The organism is Streptomyces sp. NBC_00012 (assembly GCF_045040875.1).
GTDB lineage: Bacteria > Actinomycetota > Actinomycetes > Streptomycetales > Streptomycetaceae > Streptomyces.
Window position 1 is genome coordinate 71,976 of the sequence record NZ_CP108309.1, and the last position, 17,497, is coordinate 89,472.

Below are 17,497 nucleotides of genomic sequence, written 5' to 3' on the forward strand. Positions count from 1 at the left end.
ACCGCGCCATGAGCGCATCTGACCTCGAACCGACCTTGCACGACCGCCACATGACGGTCATGCCGGCCTGGATGAAGTGCTACTACTCCGACCCCCTGGAACTCGAATCAGGCAAGGGTCGGCATGTCGTGGGCGGGGACGGCCGCACTTATCTCGACTTCTTCGGCGGCCTTCTGGCCACCATGGTCGGGCACGACATACCCGAAATCACAGAGGCACTGCAGCGCCAGGCCGGCAAGATCCTGCACTCCAGCACCCTGTACCTCATCCGGAGCCAGGTGGAGCTGGCCGAGAAGATCGCGGCCAAGGCCCCGGTGGACAACCCGAAGGTCTTCTTTGTCAACTCCGGGTCTGAAGCGGTCGAGACGGCGTTCCTGCTCACCACGACCGCACGGCGGTCCAACCAGGTGATCGCGCTGCGCGGCAGCTACCATGGCCGCTCGTTCGGCACGGTGGCCGCCACCGGCATCCGGGGGTGGTCTGCGTCGAGCCTCAGTCCGCTGCAGGTGACGTACGCGCATTCCGGCTACAAGTACCGGAGCCCGTTCGGCCACCTCTCCGACAAGGAGTTCACGGCAGCGTGCCGCGACGAGCTGCAGACGATGATCGAGACATCGACCTCGGGCGACATCGCCTGCTACATCGCCGAACCGGTCCAGGGCGCGGGCGGGTTCGCCACTCCGCCGGATGACTTCTTCCGGGAGACGAAGACGGTTCTCGATGCCTACGACGTGCCGTTCGTCTCCGACGAGGTTCAGTCCGGATGGGGGCGGACAGGACGCTCGTATTTCGGCATCGAGCACTACGGCGTCCGACCGCAGGCGATCACCTTCGCCAAGGGGCTGGCCAACGGGCTCGCGATCGGCGGAGTCGTCGCGGAAGCGGACCTGATGGACTGCGTGTCGGCCAACTCGATCTCGACCGCGGGCGGCAATCCGATCGCCATGACCACAGCGAGCGCCGTGGTCGACTACATCGACTCCCATGACCTGCAGGAGAATGCCGACAGGGTCGGCCGGCAGCTGTGCCAGGGCCTCGAATCAATCGCCGATCGGTGCTCGCTCATCGGCGAGGTGCGCGGCGCGGGTCTGATGATCGGGGTCGAACTGGTCGAGCCCGGGACGCGCACCGCGGCACCGGCGATCGCTGACGCCGTGCTCGCTGAGGCCCGGGATGTCGGGCTCCTCATCGGCAAGGGCGGGCTGTCGGGCAACGTGCTTCGGGTCACGCCGCCGATGACCGTGACCGAAGAGGAGGCCCGCGAGGCTCTGGGCATCCTCGAAGAAGTCCTGGCCACAGTCGAGGCGAGGCAGTCGTCGGCTGTCCGGCCGTCTCGTTGAAAGGAGAGCTGATGTCCCGCCCTTCCACCATGCGAGCACTGGTCCATTCCAGCGCACCCGGCCCGGACGGACTGAGGGTCGAGCAAGTGGCTCGACCCGAGCCCGGCGATGACGAGGTCCTGATCCGAGTCGTCGCCGCGGGACTCAACAGACACGAGCTGTTTGCCATCGCCGGGCACACCGGTGACGATCTGAAGATCGTCGGTGCCGACGCCGTAGGCACCGTGGTCAGCACCGGCTACGACGCCGGGCAAGAACTGGGCGGATGCCGGGCCATGGTCAACCCCTGCCTCGGATGGACCGACATCGAGAACGTGCCGGAAGTGCCCACGATCCTCGGCGGTCCGGTCCAGGGGACGTTCGCTGAATTCGTCCGGATCCCGGCCAGCAACGTCCATCAGGTTCCACCCCATCTCTCCGACGCGGAAGCTGCTGCGCTCCCTCTGGCCGGCCTCACTGCTTACCGGGCTCTGGTCACCAAGGGAAAGGTCCGACGCGGTGACCACGTCGTCCTCACCGGGGCCACTGGCGGTGCCGGAACGCTGGCGCTGGCCATGGCTGTGGCACTGGGCGCTGAAGTGACAGTCGTGACCCGGCACGAGGCCAAAGCCGCCGAGGCGATCTCCCTGGGCGCGGCCCATGTCGTCGTCGGCGTGTCCGACTTCGACGAGCGTCTCCACGCCCCGGCCGATCTCGTCCTCGACAGCGTCGGATCGGACTCGTTCCCGACCGCGGTCCGATCAGTGCGCCCGGGAGGCAAGATCGTTTCGTTCGGCGCAACGACCGGACCGGACGTCACGCTGTCCCTGCGGGACCTGTTCTTCCGGCAGATCAGCCTTGAGGGCACCTCCATGGGCAGCGCCGGAGAGTTCGCCGCGATGCTTGGCTTCGTCGCTGAGCATTCCATCACCCCCACTGTCCACGCGTGCAGACCGCTTGAGGAAGCACCGGACGCTTTCCGCGACATGGAAGCCGGGCGCGGCGTCGGCAAGACCGTGTTCGTGCTCTGAGACCAGCGACCGACACACTCATTTTCCCCAAGAAGGGCAGTCTTCATGTCCAAGTTCAATCCGGCCGCCATCGCGCCCCCGATCGGCAAGTTCAGCCATGTCGCGGTCGTTCCTGCCACCTTCGGCACCGCGTACATCTCCGGGCAGATCGGGGCCGACCAGGACGGGAAGATCGTCTCGGGCTCGTGCTACGAGCAAACCAAACAGGTGTTCGACAATCTCGAAAAGGTGCTCGACGATCTCGGCGTGACGGCGTCGGCGATCATCAAGATGCTCACCCTGGTCGTCGGCGACGACGGCTTCGCCGAGTTCGCCAGGGCTCGCGATGAGGTGTTCGCCCGTTGGTTCCCGGACGGCGTCTACCCTGCGCACTCGGCCGCCACCGTGACCGCTTTGGCGGCCCCGGATCTGCGCATCGAGGTCGAAGCCGTCGTGGCTCTGCCGTCATGACATCGCAGAGGTTCCGCCAGAAATTCCCAGCGCTCGAGTCCTGGACCTGGCTGGACACGCCCGGTGGCCCCCCTGGCGCAGTCCCGGTCATCAGGGCCGTGCGGCGCGCGCTCGATGACTGGGAGTCAGGCTCCTACGACTGGCTGCAGTGGGATGCGTCTGCCGACGCCGCGCGAATAGCGTTCGCCGGCTACACCCAGGTGCCCCCTGAGTGGGTTGCTTCGCAGACCTCGTTGTCCGAGGCGGCGACGGTCGCGGTGCGCTGCGCTCCCGAGGCTTCGACGATCGTCGTGGCCGAAGACGAGTTCCGCAGCGTGCTGTTCCCAGTGATGGCCCACGCAGCGACGACCTCAGCGAGGATCAAGCTCGTCAAGCGCAGCGCCGACGCGAGCCGCACGGCGGCGATCATGGACGCGATCGGCCCCGACACGGGGCTGGTCATGGTCAGCGAAGTCCTGACCAACGACGGCGAGCTGGTCGACATCGACGCAATCTGCGCGGTGGCCCATCAGTACGGAGCACTCGTCTTCGCGAACCTCACGCAGACGCTCGGGGTCGTGCGCTCTGATCTGTCGCGGCACCCGGCCGACCTGGTCGCAGCCCATGGGTACAAGTGGCTGCTCTGCCCGCGCGGGGCAAGCTGGCTGGTGGCCGACCCGAGCCGGATCAACATCGCACCGACCGTTGCCAGTTGGAAGTCAGCCGCGGACCCTGAGCGCTTCTTTGGCGGACCGTACAGCGAGGCCGGGGCGATGGCCCGATTCAACTCGTCGCCCGCCTGGATGTCGTGGATCGGGGCCCTGGCCGCGCTCAGCCTGCTGGCAGAAGTCGACGGTGACGACAGTCGCAGTCATACCCTGCGGCTTGCGGAGCAGTACATAGCCGTTATGCGAAGCCATGGTTTCAGAGAACTCAATTGCGGTGCCCGATCGCACATTGTCGTGACCGCACCGCCATCGGGCTACCGGGTTGACCCAGCGCGGCTGTACGACGCCCGAGTACGCGCGACGATCACCGCGAACGGTGGTCTCCGAGTCGGATTTCATTACTTCAATGACGAGGCGGATGCCGCTTACGCGGCGGAAGTCGCGCACAAGGCCCTCGTCGTATCCACCTGATAGTTCCCGCTCCCGGCTCCTGCCGATGCCGCCCCAGCTGCCCTGCCTGCCGCAAAATTGCTGTGGCTGCTCTGCGAGGGCCGGGAGCGGGGATCTCTGTGGCACAGAGAGGAATCGTGCCCCTCGTAGCCGCCGGACGCAGATCTGCGTCCGGCGGCTGACGTCTCAGAGCATGACGAGCTGGATGCTTCTTCTAGCCCCAGACGTTCTTCCATGTCAGCCCTGGGTATTCAGTGTAATTCGTACTGGATGAGCAGACCGAGCACCATGAGGACCATGGCGATTCCGACACGGGATCCCGTCAGTGCCCAAGACACGGTGCTGTCGCCAGTGATCGCCATGATGAGGACATCGATCGCGATCATGCCCCCGCTGCTCCCCGCCAGCGCCCGCGTTCTCGAGGCGTTCAGCGCGACCATCGAGCACATCAGCCACCCGAGCCAGACCACGAGGAGGCACCAGAACAGCCTTCAACTGCCAGGCCATTCCCTTCTTGGGGACGGCGTTGTCCCGCGACGTGTCCATGTCGCTCTCTTTCCTTCTTCTTCCTTCTTCGATGACCCGGTCGATGACGTGATCAGACCGTGATCAGGGGTATTGGACGCTCGCGGCGTAGTTGCTCACCAGCAGCACCAGCGCCCAGAGCAGAACAGTGAAGGCAGCCGTGATCCAGCCCACGACGATGGCGGCCACGGCGAATCCGTTCGGGACCCCTGCCTTCTTGCTCTGAGCGCGGGCCACGTACCCGAGCACCAATCCCACGACCGAAGCAAGGACCGCGAGGACCAACGCGTCCTCCCTTGACTACGGTTCCACCGCCCGGACAGCACGGCCTGAAGGACGCTGAGACCGAAGACCACGACCCCGATGATGATCACCACCGTGCCCGTGATGGCGAAGCCTCGCGCCAGAGCATCGAACCCGAGCGTGTCCCCGCCCCCTCCGAGCGCGAACAGGGCATGCGGGAGAACGCAGATGCCTGGCACAACGACCATACGGGCCAGTTCATCCTGCGATCAGTGACCGCCTACGATCACTGACCCCTTGGAATCGATCATCTAGCGCGAACCCGCCCAATTTGGTTCCGTCTCAGCCGAAACTGAGCCAGGCGCAGCCCGGGGACGGGCTCAATGGTGCCGATGCGAGAGAAACCGAGACTTTCATAAAGCGCGACGGCCGGACTGTTATCAGCACCCGTACTTACATGGACGTCGCCACTGGGTGCCAGATCGGCAAGAAGACAGCGGATCAATCGTGTCGCCAGACCGCAGCGGAACCACTCAGGGTCCACACAGACGCGGTCAATGTCGACAATGCCCTCTCCGGCCGGGACCTGCCAGGCGACAAACGCAGCGATCCGTCCGCCGTCCGCGATGGCTCCGAGCCAACGCAACGGCTGACCTCGCATCTCATCCATGCTCTCTTGCAAGGCTGGGATCCCATCGAAGCCGATCAGCTCAGCCTCGACCGCATAAGCACGACGCCCAATCCGATGCACACTCGCGGCCGCGACATCGTCTGCCAGCTGCAACTCACACACATCAAAGGCAACTGCACCACGACTACTGAACTCTTTCGATACGGAAGGTGTCATTTACCGATAGTAGGACTTGGTCCTCGAACAGCGATGAGTACTCCTTCCACCCCTCCGCTTCTCCTGCGGATCTCAGGCAGGCACTTACCGGCAGCTCGCCGCGCCCCGCCCCCGCCACACCACCGCCCTGCGCCGCCGCCTCCTGGACCTGTCCGCCTACCTGCTGTGGCATCGGTTCTGGTCCACCCCGCCCGGCACACCCGCCGCCCGGGTCGAGCTGCGACGGCTCGCTCACCTCACTGGTCTTCCTCGCCGCAGGCTCCACCCTCCACGGCCGCGCCCTGGCCGCCCAGGAGCCGCACACCCGGGTTGCGTTCACCGCCCGAGCGGACGACCAGGCCTGGATCACCATCACCGGTCTCCAGGGCCTGGGCGTCTGCCGCCGCCCGCAGGGCGAGGCCCTGGACGCCGCCCGCGCCGCGTATGCCGAACGCTTCCCCTTCGTGGCGTCGGCCAGCCAACTGGCCCGGGCCCTTTCCCGTGCGGGCCACTGGGAGCTCCATCCCCACTGGCTCCGCCGACAACGCCAAGGCCCGTCCGGCGCGGACACCACCGCCGGCTACCCGGAACTCACCGGGCTTGGATCTGTGCTCGGCCGACCCGCAGTACTGGACGGTGAGATTGTCGCGCTCGATTCCGAGGAGCGTAGCGGTCGGCGAGGCGTTGCACGGAGAGGGTGGAACGGGAGCTGCCTTCCGCTGCCCACAGGGACGCCATCGGCCGGCCCGCCTCCGGTGTTCAGCTGGTCGAGCAGGGCGGTGTGCCGGTGCCGAAACGGCATCTCAGGCGCAACGGCGTGCCGGGGCGCCCGTGGAGGCCTCCGGCTCGAGTATCGGGAGCGGGGTCGAGGAGCGAGCTTCGGAGGTGGGGCCAGGCCGCGGGTGCGTTCAGCGGTGAGGCCGATGCCAGCCAGTAGCTGGCGCTGCTCGTGCTGTTGTAGCTGGCGCATTGGGTGAACAGTCATTCGAGGTGGCTGTGGGCAGGGTGCCGGGGTCGGTCGTGGTGTCCAGGGGCCGGTCGGCGGTGTGGGTGCGGGCGGTGTGGAGGGCTTGGCGCCTGGGTCGTACGGGCTTCGATCAGCGACGCGGCCGTGCTGCGAGCATCGCGTCGTGAAGTTCCTCGGGGCCGGGAACGGGCGGCAGCGGTGACGTGGGCCCGTCGGGGCGGCAGGAGTCGAGCAGCAGGGAGACCAGGCGCTGCCAGGCGCCGGGGGCGGCGTGGCGGGTGGAGGAGAGTACGCCGGTGTTGGCCATCAGGAACAGGATGACGTCGCTGCTGGTGATCTCGGGGCGCAGGCGGTGTTGTTGCTGTGCGCGGCGGATCAGGGCGTCAAGGGCTTCTATGGCGCGGGAACGTGGCTCTTCCATGGCCGGTGAGTCGGGGAAGCAGGCGGTAAAGGCCTCGGTGACGGCGCGGTCGGCGGCCTGCATGGCGCAGATGCGCTCGACGAAGCCCTTGAAGCCTTCCCAGGGGTCGGGGGTGAGCATCGCCTCCTCGGCAAGGCGGGCCAGATCGGTCATGCGGTCGCTCAGCACCGCCTCGATCAGGGCTTCCCGTTCGGGGAAACGCCGGTAGAGCGTGGCGATGTTGACTTCGGCCTGTCGCGCGACGTCTTCCAGGGGCGCACCCAGCCCGCGCTCGGCGAACACGGTGCGGGCAGCCGCCATGATGCGTTGCCGGTTGACCTCGGCGTCCCTGCGCAGCCTTCGGCTCTGCTCGGATCCCATGACCTGGATCCTACAAGTGAAGGCGGTGCTGCGGTTCTGGTAGCTTGAGCGTCACAACAAACCGCAGGGGTCCCTTCGCTTATGGAATGAGTGTGCTGTGCTCGTTGTCCTGTGGGTCGCCCAGGCCCTCCTCGCCGCACTGTTCACCGCCGCCGGCGGGATGAAACTGGTCATGTCCCCGGACGCCATGGTCCCACTCATGCCGTGGGTCGTGGACTTCCGTCCCGAGACGATCAAAGCGATCGGAGCACTGGAAGTACTTGGTGCGGTGGGGCTGATCCTTCCCCGCGCCACGAACATCGCCCCGGTACTCACCCCGGCCGCCGCGGTCGGCCTCGCCTGCATCATGGCCGGCGGCGCGGTCGTGCATGTCACCCGAGGTGAATATCCCCACAGCATCGGCAACATCACCGTGTTCGTGGTGGCTCTGTTGACCGCCTGGGGAGCACTTCGCTCCCTCTCCTCCCACTGATCCCTCCCTCACATCCTTCGTCTGCTGCCTTGGTTATGTGGGGGTGGCAGCCAGGTGCGACGCTCGTCCTACGTCCAGCGCATTCCGATGATGGATAGCTGCTCGATCCGTTCGGGCGTGAGCGATGCCGCCCGGGAGCGTTGGTTGCCGACCCAGGCTCCCAGCCGGAGAGGGCCGCTGTTCCTGGTCCCCAACGTCGGCCTTAACCACGATGGTCTCGATATGCTTGCGTGGGACTCGGAGGTGGCCTTCGCGTTCGTAGAACTGCTTGGCAGCGGTGAGGTGCAGCGCCCACTTCTCCGCTTGGCTGGTGCGCGGCTTCGGCTTCTCGTCCTCGCTGGCGGGTTCGATTCCGAGGATGGGTTCGCACATCCACTGCTGCACCGTGGTGAGTTTGTCCCAGCCCAGTCTCACGGTCTTCACTCAGCGTCCGAGGTCTTCGCCCTGGTGTACGACGACGCCAGGTTCGGTGGGCAACTCACCGCGGACCGCCTCCAGGTGCAGCCTCGTGAGGTGGCAAGCCCGCTGCCATTCGACGGGCCAGATGGGGCACCAGGACGGGTTGATCTCCTCCAGTTGCTCGCGCCGCTCCTCCGACAGCGCTCCGGAGCACGACTCCACTGGCAGGCCCTCGGCTTGGTCGGCTTACACGTGAACGTGGCTCTGGCAAGAAGTTCGTAGTCGGAGATCATCCTGGTGCCGCGGCAGTCTGCTCTGCGGGGTGGGTAGCCTTCGAGTGCGTTCTGTTGAACTGCCCGAGTTGTTACCGCACTTGGCCGGAATACTGATGTTCCATCGTGGTGATCCAGGCCCGTACGCGCTCCCGCGCTCCAGCAGGATGTAGCGGGTGTGGCGTCCCGAGTGACTGGGTCCACAGCCGGTATGTACGGCACCTCGCAGATGTTGCTCTCGGAGGCCGGCCGCTGCGCATCGACTTGTCCGTAGGGCGCCTGTACTGCGTGAACCCGGCCTGTCCGAAGGTGACCTCCGGCGAGCAAGTGCCGGGGCTGATCGTGCGCTACCAGCGACGAACACCACAGTTGCAGCGCCTGGTGGAGGCTGTCGGTGTCGTGCTGGCAAGCCGGGGCGGTGCCCGGATGCTGCGGATCTTGAACGTGACGCTGTCGCGGTGCACCGTTCTGTCCCAGCTGATGCGGGTGCCGCTCCCCCTCTGGAGACACCCCGGGTGCTGGGGGTGGACGACTTCGCGCTCTACGGCGGCGCCTACGGAACTCTCCTGGTCGACGCCGCCACCCGGCTCCCGCTCACGCTCTGGGAAGGACGCGACACGGAACAACTCAGCCACTGGCTCCGCGATCACTCAGGCGTCGAGGTCGCCTGCCCGCCGGGGGTCAGCTCCCAGATGGCTCACAGGTTTGGCAGGTACGCCCGGGCCTGATCATGACCGTAGTGGTGTGTGGCTATCCGCCCTGGCGTGAGGACCGGTAGTCGACGATGTCGGGCCCGGTCATGCTGGCGGTCACCATTCCGTGGGTCGGCTTGGTGACACGAGCGTGGATGTACGGTCGCTCGGTCTTGTCGGCGCACCCTGTCAGGCCGCGGAAGACCGCCAGCATGCCGCCATGATGCCGCCCCGGTGTCGCCTCTGGAAGCGTGGGCACGAAGAGGCCGGCGCCGGGGCTCGGGGCTTCGACCGGGATGAGGGCGGTCATGCCCCGGCTTCTCCACCTGTGGGCGTAGCGCCGCTCCAGCCGACGGCTGGGCCACCTCCCAGTGAGCTCCGCAGCCGGCTCTGACCGTCGACCACCGCCGCGTACCCGAGGCCGCCCAATGGGACATGGATGATGCGCTCAGGTACCTGACCGAGCAGCCTGGGCTTACAGTCCGGCAGGAGGGGCGACGCCGTCGTCGAAGAGGACGCGTCGCCACCGCCCACAGGGTGCCGCTCATCGGACTGGGGAAAGCCGGACTCACACGCTCTCGACGACTTCGACCGAGCGGATTGCCTCGTGGTCGCGTATGCCGCTGGTCAGGTCATCGAGGTCGGCATGTTTGCTGCTGACTTCGAGAGCTGCCTTCAGGAGCGGTTTGCCCTCTCCGTCCTCCGCGCGGTCCGCATCGGCGACCGAGAAGTCGAGAACGGTGAACCCACGGGTCGTGATCGCCCGGAGAATGTCCCGCAACGCCCCGGCCTCGTCCTCGTATTCGACGACGACGCTGTGGAACCCGTTGCTCGAATGCGGCAGGACGCCACTGATCCGGGTCAGGGTCGCGACCAGGACGAGATAGATCAGGACCGCGCCTGTTCCGACGATCCACAGGCCGGCGCCGGCCGTGAGCCCGACGGCCGCGACCACCCATATGCTCGCGGCCGTGGTGAGACCGCGCACCGTGTCGCGTTTGACGAAGATCAGCCCCGCGCCGAGGAAGCCGACGCCGGAGGCGACCTGTGCCGCTATCCGCGATCCGTCGACTGCGCCTGTGGGGCTGTCGAGGAAGCCGTACTTGGAGACCACCATGAAGATGGACGAGCCGAGACCCACCAGTGCGTGGGTCCGGGCCCCCGCAGGTTTGCTGTGGTACTGGCGCTCCAGACCGATGATGAGGCTGAGTACGGCTCCGACAACGAGGTTGGCCAGTCCCATGAGCTGGCTGAGTGCGCCCGCTGTGTCCATCACAGAGCGAGCACCGGGCGGAAGGCCGTCATGTCGTCGAAGGACGCGAAGTCACACCCGTCAAAGGTCACCGAGTCCGGCAGATGCTGCCCCAGGCGCTCTCTCAGGCCGGCGAGGGCGGGGACTTCGTGCTCAAGCTCCTCGAGAATGCGGTAGGCGATGCTGACATGGAAGACATGGCCGGCGGGTTCCGCCACCAGTCCGAGCAGCCCGATAGCCTGCCTCCGGAAGTCCAGGAGTGCCTGCGCCGCCTCGGCGTCCGGTTCGAGCAGGACGAAGAGCTGGGTGTCCGCCCGGGTGATGTCGGAGATGTCCTGCACCGCGAAAGTCAGCGTTCTTGGCGCCCGTATGCCCGCGCGCCGCAACCGGTCGGCGTGCTCCAGCGTGAGCTCGCGGATCCCCTGGTCCGGCGAGGAGTGTGCCAGCGTGCCGTCAAGGAGCGTGATGTGGTGGCTCGGCGGAGGCAGGAGCGCGAAGAGCTCCGACAGAGGATCCTCGGCCAGATCTTTGTGGATCAGGCCGAGGGAGTGCTGGAACGGGCCTTCGGAAACCATCGAGATGAAGGTGTTTCCCGGGAAGTGACGGGGCGACCCGTCCGGATGCCATTTGCCGCCGGGCCCGGCCTCGGCGGTGGGGAGGCGGTGGCCGCGCAGGGAGGGTTCGGTCATGGTGAGCAACTTTCGGTTGTTCCTGGGCGTGTACGACTTCCTTGGCGGAAGAGGCCGGTCGGCGCAGGCGCAGGCTCAGAGGTCTCTGACGACGGGGAAACCGGTCATGTTGTCGAAGACCGTGAACTGACACCCGCTGAGCGTGACGGTCGGGGGCATCAACTGGAGGCATTCGGTGCGCCATGCCTGGAGTCGGGCGACCTCGTCCTCCGTGTTCGTGTACAGGCGGTAGCCGACCGTGACGTGGAAGTCGTACGAGGTCGGCGCGGGAATCTGCAGCAGGCTGCCCAGAGCGGCCCGGAAGGAGGCGAGAGCGGTGGCCGTCGCCGCGTCTGGCTGCAGCTTGATGGAGAACACCTTGTTCGGCTTGGTGATGTCGTTGACCTCCCGGGGGGTGAAGGTCAGCGTCCGGGGCGCGGTGAGCGACGATCCGCGGAGCTTGTCGAGAAATGCCGCGAGCACGTCGTCGAGAGGGGTGTCGATCGGCAGGTCCTTGGGCCAGGTGGTCGCGGAGCGCGGCTGGTCGACGGGGCCTTCGAGGATCGTCGCGTGGTAAGTGTCGTGCGGCAGCGTCGCGAACAGCGCCCCGAGCGGGGCCTGCCGGATCTTGTCCCGCACCTGGGTCAGCGCGTCCTTGAAGGCACCCGACGCGACCGGCGTGGTGAAGGTCAGCCCGGGGAAGCGGCGCGGGGAGCCGTCGGGGTACCACTTTCCGCCGGGTTGGGCGGATGCGGTGGTCTGTCGGGCACGGAGCGGGGGCCGGAGAGGGGCGGACTGTACTGCGGCGGACGCCCGGCTCGGGACAGCAGCGATTCCGGCGCCGGCGAGTGCGGCGCCGCCGGCCTTCGCGAACATGCGGCGGGAGAGGGAACGTGATGCGGGCACGTCGGTTCCTTTCGGTACGTGGATCACGGAAGTGGAGAAGGTGCGCGGTGCGGAGATCACGGGGAGTACGAGAAGTCCGGTCCCGCTCCGTCGTCGAGAGGGGGTCCGCCGTCGCACCCGCACGACCTGCGGGGGATGAGGCTCGCTGCGAAGTAGTGGTCGTCGGGCTGGTAGGTGGAGGCGTTGAGGATGTCGATGGCCTTCGTAGCCATGTCCTGGACAGGCTGCCGTGAGATCGACAGGGCCGGGACGTGGAAGCGTGACTCCTCGCTGCCGTTGAAGGCGATGACGGCGAGGTCCTCGGGCACCCGGCGGCCGAGGGCGTGCGCCGCCGCGATGACACCGATGGCCAAGGACTCGTTGCCCGCGAAGACCGCTTCGGTTCCGGGATATTCGACCAGGAGGCGGTGCCCCGCGGCCCAGCCGGCCTGTCGTGTCGTACCGGCGTAGAGGTGGTGCCACTGCTCGTTCGCGATGCCGGCGGCATCGAGGGCCTGGCCGAATCCTTCGAGCCTGAGGCTGGAGTTACGCATCGATTCCGGTCCGACCACGGCCACGAACTGTCGGTATCCGTGGGAGAGCAGGTGCTCACCGACGGCCCGGCTGGCAGCGGCCTCGTCGATGCGTACCGAGGCGAGGAACGGGTTGTCGTCAGCTAGCTGGAAGACGACGATCGGGATGTCGCAGCCGGTCGCGATGTCCGCGCTGAGCCGTTCGTTCGTGCTCATGTACACGATGCCGTCGACCTGGCGCTGGAGGAACGACGTCAGGACCTGGTCCTCGCGGTTCTGGTCCTCCCCGGTGTCGCCGAGCAGGACCAGGGCGCCCCGCTCCGCGGCGGCCAGTGATATGGACCGGGCGATCTCCGCGATGAAGGGGTTCAGCAGACTCGGTGCCGCGAGCCCGAAGGCCCGGGTGCGCCCGCTCTTGAGGGCGCGGGCGACGTCATTGACGCGATACCCCGTCTTCTCCACCGCGGCCAGCACGCGGCGGCGGGCCGACTCCGAAACGGGGCGCGGACCGTCGTTGAGAACGTAACTGACTACGGCGGTCGAGACCCCCGCGATCCGCGCCACGTCGTTCCGCGTCGTCTGCCGGGCCCCTCTCACCGCAGAGCCTCCCCGCTCAAGGGCGCCCTCACATCGCGTCCCGCGCGTCGTGCAGGTCCCGCCCGGCCGTCTCGGGGGTGAAGAACGTCGTGACGAAACCGATCGCGGCCATCAGTGCGAAGTACGCCGCGATGGCCCACCAGTGGCCGGACCAGCCGAGCAGGGCCGCCGCGACGAGCGGGGCGATGCCGCCGGACAAGGCCGAGCCGACCTCCTTGCCAAGCGCCATCCGCTTGTAGCGGCTGCGGCTGCCGAAGAGTTCGACGCCGTACGCGGCCTGCGCGGCGAACATGCACACCGAGGCGATGACGAAGCCGACGACGATGACAGCGAAGACGACGGTCGGGTTCTTGGTGCCCATCAGCGCGTAGCCGACGAAGGGATAGACGACAAGGAAGGCGCAGAGCACGCGGTAGACCACGCGCCGCCCGAGCCGGTCGGAGAGCTGCCCGACGAACGGTGCGGTCGCCATACCGAGGAGCGCGCCGATGAACACGGCGAGGGAGGGGACGCCCGGGCTGACGCTGAGGTAGGTCGCGACGTATCCAACGACGAAGGTCGAGCACAGGTAGGACGGACCGTTCTCCGCGATCCGCAGCCCGAGGAGCGCCAGGAACGCGCGGTGCCCGCGAGCAGCCGGCTCAGCGGCCTTGACCGCCTTCGCTGCAGGCTGTTCGGACTGCTCGGAGATCTCGACGAAGACGGGGCTCTCCGGCATCTTGCGGCGCATGATCATGGTCGCCGCGGCGAGCAGGATGCTCGCCAGGAAGGGTATCCGCCAGCCCCATGCGAGCAGGTCGTCCTTGGGCATCGCCGAGATCGCGAGCCAGACACCGGACGCCACCAGGACACCGCCGTTGGAGCCGATGGCTATAACCGAGGTGACCAGCCCCCGCCGCTTCGGCTCGGCTGTCTCGGCGAGCATGATGGCACCGCCGGACAGCTCCGCGCCTGCCGCGAAACCCTGCGCCATCCTGAGCAGCAGAAGCAGTCCCGGGCCGAGGTACCCGGCCGTCGCGTAGCTGGGCAGGAGGCCGATGCCAGAGGTCGCGAGGCCCATGAGCGCGATCGTCACGAGCAGCACGGTCTTGCGGCCGCGCCGGTCGCCGAGCCGACCGAAGAAGAGGGCGCCGGCCGGGCGTGCGAGGAACCCCACGGCATACGTCGCGTAGCTCACGACGAGCGCGAGCGCGGGCGCAGTGTCCGGGAAGAAGACAGGGCCGAAGACGAGACCCGCGGCGAGTCCGTAGAGAGCGAAGTCGACGTACTCCAGGGTGGTCCCCATCCAGACCGACCCGATGGTGGCCCGGACGGCTTTCCGCCCCTGCCCGCTACCTCCGGCCGTGCCAGCGGACACATCCCCGGAAGGGGATGCACCCGTTCTTGGGGCTTCAGGGCCAGGGATGTCGAGTGCCATTGATCGCACCGCCTCTTGCTCACTCCGTCAGGACTTCCGCGGACGCTACTCGTGTAGACCTCGGTAGACCAGGGGTGTGTTCACCAGGAATTCCCACCCACGTGGCGGACACCCTGACAATGGATCTCGACGGTCCAGGGAGGGACATCCAGGTGGGAGGCAAGTCTCCTATCCGGAGGAGTTCAGGAAGGACGCCGTCGCGATCTCGGTATCACCTCGGAATCGCTGCGGACGTAGGTGCGCAAGGACGAGACCCAGGCCACGCCCGAGGGCCGCGACGGCAGCGTGAGCGCTGCCGAGGAGCTGGCTCGGCTGCGGGTGGAGAACGTCCGGCTGCTCAAGGCCGAGCAGGAGTGGCAGCTGGAGCGCGAGATCCTGCCCGGGCAGCTGCCTATTTCGCTCGGGATTGTGTCCTGAACACGAAGGGGAATTGACAGTATTGATCCGAAGCGCTTGTGATTCCGGGTTGTTGAGCTGTGTGTGAGTGATCTGGTGGGGGACGCACGGCACTTGTCGCCGTCGGCGCAGGAGGTGCTGCGTCTTCGGGCGGTGGTTGCGCTGGTGGCGGGGCGAGAGAGGGAGGACGTCGCGGCAGGGTTGGGAGTGTCGCTGAAGGCCATGGACAACTGGTGGGCGCGGTGGCAGGCCGGTGGTCGCGACGCGCTGCTGGCACGACCGAAGGGCCGGCCGGTGGGGGTTCACCAGGTCCTGGCGGAGGGCGAGCAGGCCGCGGTGCGCCGGGCGGTGCTCGACCACCGTCCGTGTGATGTGGGCCTGGTGGGGCAGTTGTGGACGCCGTCTGGTCGGTGACCTGATCGCGAAGCTGTACCGGGTGCGGCTGACCGAACCGGGAGTGGGCAAGCACCTGAAACGGTGGGGCCTTTCCTTCCAGCGGCCCGGCAAGCGGGCCGTGGAGCAGGATCCCGAGAAAATGGCCCGCTGGCATGAGGAGACCTGGCCACAGATCCGCGCCCGGGCGGGGGCCGACGGTGGCGAGATCCTCTTCGCCGACCTGGTCGGAGTGCGCTCCGACCAGGTCACTGGCCGAACCTGGGGCAAGAAGGGCAGGACCCTGATCATCGTGCGGGCGCACCGGCAACCGGTTCTCGGCCAACTCCATGTCCGCGATCAGTACCAGGGGCCGGATGTACTTCATGGTCTTCACCGAGTCCTTCGACTCGGCCATGATGTGCCGCTTTCTGGACCAGCTCGTCGGACACTTCGACCGCAAGATCCAACTGGGGGTGGACGGGCACTCCGCGCACCGCTCGAAGAAGATGAAGGACTGGCTCGCCGACCACGCCGAGGAGATCGAGCTGCACTTCCTGCCGCCGTACTCGCCCGAGCTGAACCCCGATGAGATGGTCAACGCGGACCTCAAGCACAGGCTCCCCAAGAGCCACCAGGCCCGCAACCAGGACCAACTCGCCGCCGAGACCACCGGTTCTTCCGCCGCCAACGCCAGCCCCACATCGTCCGCGGCTACTTCCACGGCCCCCACGTCCGCTGCACCCTCAACGCGAACCCCTTGAGTTTCTGATCAATATCTGGTGTCACCGCTGGACCTGCTGCCCGATCCCGTCTATCTGGACGACATCGGCGTCCTGCTGCTCGCGCTGCGGTCCTTGCACGCGGCCGCAACGCGGAGCCGCTCCATCAGGTGACGGGTGCTCAATTGCCGCCCGACTCGGCGATCAGCTCCTCCATGGTCTGCGCCCGGCGGATGACCGTGAAGTGCGGTGCACCGGCGGCGTCGAGGTCGAAACCGTAAATGGCGGGCCGGAGCAGGCTGTTGTAGCCGAAGGGCGTGGAGGCGTAGTACGCGCCTGTGTCCAGGAGCGCCGCCAGATCGCCCGGCTCCAGCGCCGGCAAGGCGCGGTCCCGGACGATCAGATCGCCCGCGAAGCAAGCAGGCCCGGCCACGTCCTGGTGGATCACCGGTCCGGTCTTGCGCCGGCCGTCGGGCCCGTACGCCGCGACCCGCAGCGGCCAGGACTCGGGGGCGAACACCGTCCGGGTGGCGACCTGCACACCGGCGTGGGTGACCGCGATTCGACGGCCGCCCGCGTACTTGGTGTACTCGACCCGGGCAAGCAGCAGCCCCGCCTTGGCCAGCAGTGAACGGCCGAACTCGGTGACGATGCCGTAGCGGCCGTCGAAGAGCCCGGGCACCTCCGCGGCAAGCAGCCGCGCATAGTCGCGGTGGGAGGGCGTGACGGCGTCGGAATCGAAGTTGACGGGCAGCCCACCTCCGATGTCCAGCGTGCTGATCTGCTGCCGGCCCGCGGCCGCGTTGATCTCCTCGGCCAGTTCGTACGTGACCCGGACGCCGTCCACCAACCGGGCGAGGGAGATGCCCTGCGAACCGGTGTGACAGTGCAGTCGGTTCAGCCAGGGGCGGGCCGCGAAGGCCTCCAGAAACCAAGCCCGCGCGCCCTCGTCCCGCAGCGCCACGCCGAACTTCGAGGTGGCGGTGGCGGTGCTCATCGCGTCGATACTGCCCGCGCCGAGCTGCGGGTTGATGCGTATGCCGATCGGCGCGGTGGGCGCGCCGGCGGTGCGCAGGGAGTCGAGCCGGGCGAGCTCCTGCGGGTTGTCGACGTTCACCGCGATGCCCTGGGTGAGGGCGGTCTCCAGTTCGGCGACGGTCTTGGATGGGGAGTCGAGGACGATTCGCTCTGCGGGTACGCCCGCCGCCCGGGCCAGCGCCAGTTCACCCGGGCTGGCCACCTCGCAGCCGATGCCAAGACCATTGAGCTGCCGCAGTACGGGCACCAGCGCGGCCGCCTTGACGGCGAACGTGTGCTGAATGCGCTGTGGCTGAGCGGCCACCTCCGCGAAAGCCTCGTGCAGGGCTCGGGCCGAAGCCCGGACGGCCGAAAGGTCCAGCAGGGAGACGAGTGGTCGGTCCTCGTCGAGCAGCCCGTGCCCCACGGCGGAGCCGACCATCAGGTCGTACCGGGTGGGAGCAGGGGCTTGTTTCGTGCCGGTGACGTAGTCCATGGCGGCGAGCCAAGCACAGCGCGCCGACAGCCCAAAAACGTGGTTACGGCAGATCCCTTGGCGGTCAT

24 protein-coding genes and 1 pseudogene are annotated in these 17,497 nt (G+C 67.4%); 12 read left to right on the top strand and 13 right to left on the bottom strand.

All coding sequences use genetic code 11. The features are described from left to right. Nucleotides 1-8: 8 nt before the first annotated feature. From OHA19_RS00340 to OHA19_RS00360, 5 genes are all read left to right on the top strand, one after another. Complete coding sequence (locus OHA19_RS00340) at nt 9-1,340, top strand: aspartate aminotransferase family protein (protein ID WP_405748958.1); 1,332 nt, start codon at nt 9-11, stop codon at nt 1,338-1,340. Between the two features lie 11 nt (nt 1,341-1,351). Continuing rightward, the gene (locus tag OHA19_RS00345) at nt 1,352-2,350 is read left to right on the top strand and encodes a zinc-binding dehydrogenase (protein WP_331734286.1); all 999 of its coding nucleotides are present in this window, start codon (nt 1,352-1,354) and stop codon (nt 2,348-2,350) included. 45 nt (nt 2,351-2,395) lie between these two features. Further along, nucleotides 2,396-2,800: a RidA family protein gene (locus tag OHA19_RS00350; protein WP_329585117.1), complete on the top strand. Its 405-nt coding sequence runs from the start codon at nt 2,396-2,398 to the stop codon at nt 2,798-2,800. A gap of 98 nt (nt 2,801-2,898) precedes the next feature. Continuing rightward, a complete protein-coding gene (locus tag OHA19_RS00355; RefSeq protein WP_405748960.1) occupies nt 2,899-3,918 on the top strand; it encodes an aminotransferase class V-fold PLP-dependent enzyme in 1,020 nt (339 codons plus the stop codon). Between the two features lie 276 nt (nt 3,919-4,194). Beyond that, nucleotides 4,195-4,506: a hypothetical protein gene (locus OHA19_RS00360; RefSeq protein WP_405748962.1), complete on the top strand. Its 312-nt coding sequence runs from the start codon at nt 4,195-4,197 to the stop codon at nt 4,504-4,506. On the opposite strand, the gene OHA19_RS00365 is transcribed toward OHA19_RS00360, so the two are convergent. Continuing rightward, a complete protein-coding gene (locus tag OHA19_RS00365; protein WP_329585110.1) occupies nt 4,507-4,707 on the bottom strand; it encodes a DUF4190 domain-containing protein in 201 nt (66 codons plus the stop codon). An 11-nt stretch (nt 4,708-4,718) separates the two neighbouring features. Between OHA19_RS00365 and OHA19_RS00370 the strand changes: the two genes are divergently transcribed. Continuing rightward, nucleotides 4,719-4,958, top strand: a complete 240-nt coding sequence (locus OHA19_RS00370) for a hypothetical protein (protein WP_329585109.1) — start codon at nt 4,719-4,721, stop codon at nt 4,956-4,958. Between the two features lie 14 nt (nt 4,959-4,972). Here OHA19_RS00370 and OHA19_RS00375 read toward each other — a convergent pair whose 3' ends face one another. The 3 genes from OHA19_RS00375 to OHA19_RS00385 form a co-directional block, all read right to left on the bottom strand. Continuing rightward, nucleotides 4,973-5,512, bottom strand: coding sequence for a GNAT family N-acetyltransferase (locus OHA19_RS00375; protein WP_331734290.1), 540 nt, complete (start codon nt 5,510-5,512; stop codon nt 4,973-4,975). 236 nt (nt 5,513-5,748) lie between these two features. Beyond that, a complete protein-coding gene (locus OHA19_RS00380) occupies nt 5,749-6,003 on the bottom strand; it encodes a hypothetical protein (RefSeq protein ID WP_329585107.1) in 255 nt (84 codons plus the stop codon). Between the two features lie 585 nt (nt 6,004-6,588). Then, nucleotides 6,589-7,239 (bottom strand): helix-turn-helix domain-containing protein, encoded by a 651-nt coding sequence (locus OHA19_RS00385; protein ID WP_331734291.1) that lies wholly within the window; start codon nt 7,237-7,239, stop codon nt 6,589-6,591. A gap of 97 nt (nt 7,240-7,336) precedes the next feature. Between OHA19_RS00385 and OHA19_RS00390 the strand changes: the two genes are divergently transcribed. After that, nucleotides 7,337-7,711, top strand: a complete 375-nt coding sequence (locus OHA19_RS00390; protein WP_331734292.1) for a DoxX family protein — start codon at nt 7,337-7,339, stop codon at nt 7,709-7,711. A gap of 68 nt (nt 7,712-7,779) precedes the next feature. Here the strand turns inward: OHA19_RS00390 and OHA19_RS00395 are convergent, their stop codons facing one another. Together OHA19_RS00395 and OHA19_RS00400 are read right to left on the bottom strand one after the other, a co-directional pair. Beyond that, a complete protein-coding gene (locus OHA19_RS00395) occupies nt 7,780-7,905 on the bottom strand; it encodes a helicase associated domain-containing protein (protein WP_405721084.1) in 126 nt (41 codons plus the stop codon). Between the two features lie 229 nt (nt 7,906-8,134). Beyond that, a complete protein-coding gene (locus OHA19_RS00400) occupies nt 8,135-8,332 on the bottom strand; it encodes a hypothetical protein (RefSeq protein ID WP_405721081.1) in 198 nt (65 codons plus the stop codon). A 508-nt stretch (nt 8,333-8,840) separates the two neighbouring features. On the opposite strand from OHA19_RS00400, the gene OHA19_RS00405 reads away from it, so the two are divergent. Further along, nucleotides 8,841-9,110 (top strand): hypothetical protein, encoded by a 270-nt coding sequence (locus tag OHA19_RS00405; RefSeq protein WP_329585104.1) that lies wholly within the window; start codon nt 8,841-8,843, stop codon nt 9,108-9,110. Between the two features lie 22 nt (nt 9,111-9,132). Here the strand turns inward: OHA19_RS00405 and OHA19_RS00410 are convergent, their stop codons facing one another. The 6 genes from OHA19_RS00410 to OHA19_RS00435 form a co-directional block, all read right to left on the bottom strand. Further along, nucleotides 9,133-9,384, bottom strand: coding sequence for a hypothetical protein (locus tag OHA19_RS00410; protein ID WP_329585103.1), 252 nt, complete (start codon nt 9,382-9,384; stop codon nt 9,133-9,135). Nucleotides 9,385-9,642: 258 nt separating this feature from the next. Next, complete coding sequence (locus tag OHA19_RS00415) at nt 9,643-10,347, bottom strand: MgtC/SapB family protein (protein WP_331734297.1); 705 nt, start codon at nt 10,345-10,347, stop codon at nt 9,643-9,645. Beyond that, nucleotides 10,347-11,015, bottom strand: coding sequence for a DUF1868 domain-containing protein (locus OHA19_RS00420; RefSeq protein WP_329585101.1), 669 nt, complete (start codon nt 11,013-11,015; stop codon nt 10,347-10,349). The genes OHA19_RS00415 and OHA19_RS00420 overlap by 1 nt, the downstream gene beginning before the upstream one ends. A gap of 75 nt (nt 11,016-11,090) precedes the next feature. After that, nucleotides 11,091-11,900 (bottom strand): DUF1868 domain-containing protein, encoded by an 810-nt coding sequence (locus OHA19_RS00425; protein ID WP_331734299.1) that lies wholly within the window; start codon nt 11,898-11,900, stop codon nt 11,091-11,093. A gap of 56 nt (nt 11,901-11,956) precedes the next feature. Continuing rightward, entirely contained in the window at nt 11,957-13,009 is a 1,053-nt protein-coding gene (locus tag OHA19_RS00430; RefSeq protein WP_331734301.1) for a LacI family DNA-binding transcriptional regulator, read from the bottom strand. 28 nt (nt 13,010-13,037) lie between these two features. Beyond that, nucleotides 13,038-14,294 carry an MFS transporter gene (locus tag OHA19_RS00435; RefSeq protein ID WP_331734303.1) on the bottom strand — a complete coding sequence of 419 codons (1,257 nt, stop codon included), beginning with the start codon at nt 14,292-14,294 and terminating at the stop codon, nt 13,038-13,040. 369 nt (nt 14,295-14,663) lie between these two features. Between OHA19_RS00435 and OHA19_RS00440 the strand changes: the two genes are divergently transcribed. The 4 genes and pseudogenes from OHA19_RS00440 (at nt 14,664) to OHA19_RS00455 (ending at nt 15,958) form a co-directional block, all read left to right on the top strand. Next, nucleotides 14,664-14,843 (top strand): hypothetical protein, encoded by a 180-nt coding sequence (locus tag OHA19_RS00440; RefSeq protein WP_329585084.1) that lies wholly within the window; start codon nt 14,664-14,666, stop codon nt 14,841-14,843. Nucleotides 14,844-14,906: 63 nt separating this feature from the next. Further along, nucleotides 14,907-15,236: a helix-turn-helix domain-containing protein gene (locus tag OHA19_RS00445; RefSeq protein ID WP_405748965.1), complete on the top strand. Its 330-nt coding sequence runs from the start codon at nt 14,907-14,909 to the stop codon at nt 15,234-15,236. Continuing rightward, nucleotides 15,193-15,321: pseudogene (locus tag OHA19_RS00450) on the top strand (winged helix-turn-helix domain-containing protein); the annotation flags it as partial. The gene OHA19_RS00445 and the pseudogene OHA19_RS00450, both read left to right, overlap by 44 nt. A gap of 223 nt (nt 15,322-15,544) precedes the next feature. Then, nucleotides 15,545-15,958 carry a transposase gene (locus tag OHA19_RS00455; RefSeq protein WP_329585078.1) on the top strand — a complete coding sequence of 138 codons (414 nt, stop codon included), beginning with the start codon at nt 15,545-15,547 and terminating at the stop codon, nt 15,956-15,958. Between the two features lie 139 nt (nt 15,959-16,097). On the opposite strand, the gene OHA19_RS00460 is transcribed toward OHA19_RS00455, so the two are convergent. After that, nucleotides 16,098-17,429 (bottom strand): diaminopimelate decarboxylase, encoded by a 1,332-nt coding sequence (locus OHA19_RS00460; RefSeq protein WP_329585076.1) that lies wholly within the window; start codon nt 17,427-17,429, stop codon nt 16,098-16,100. Nucleotides 17,430-17,497: the final 68 nt, after the last annotated feature.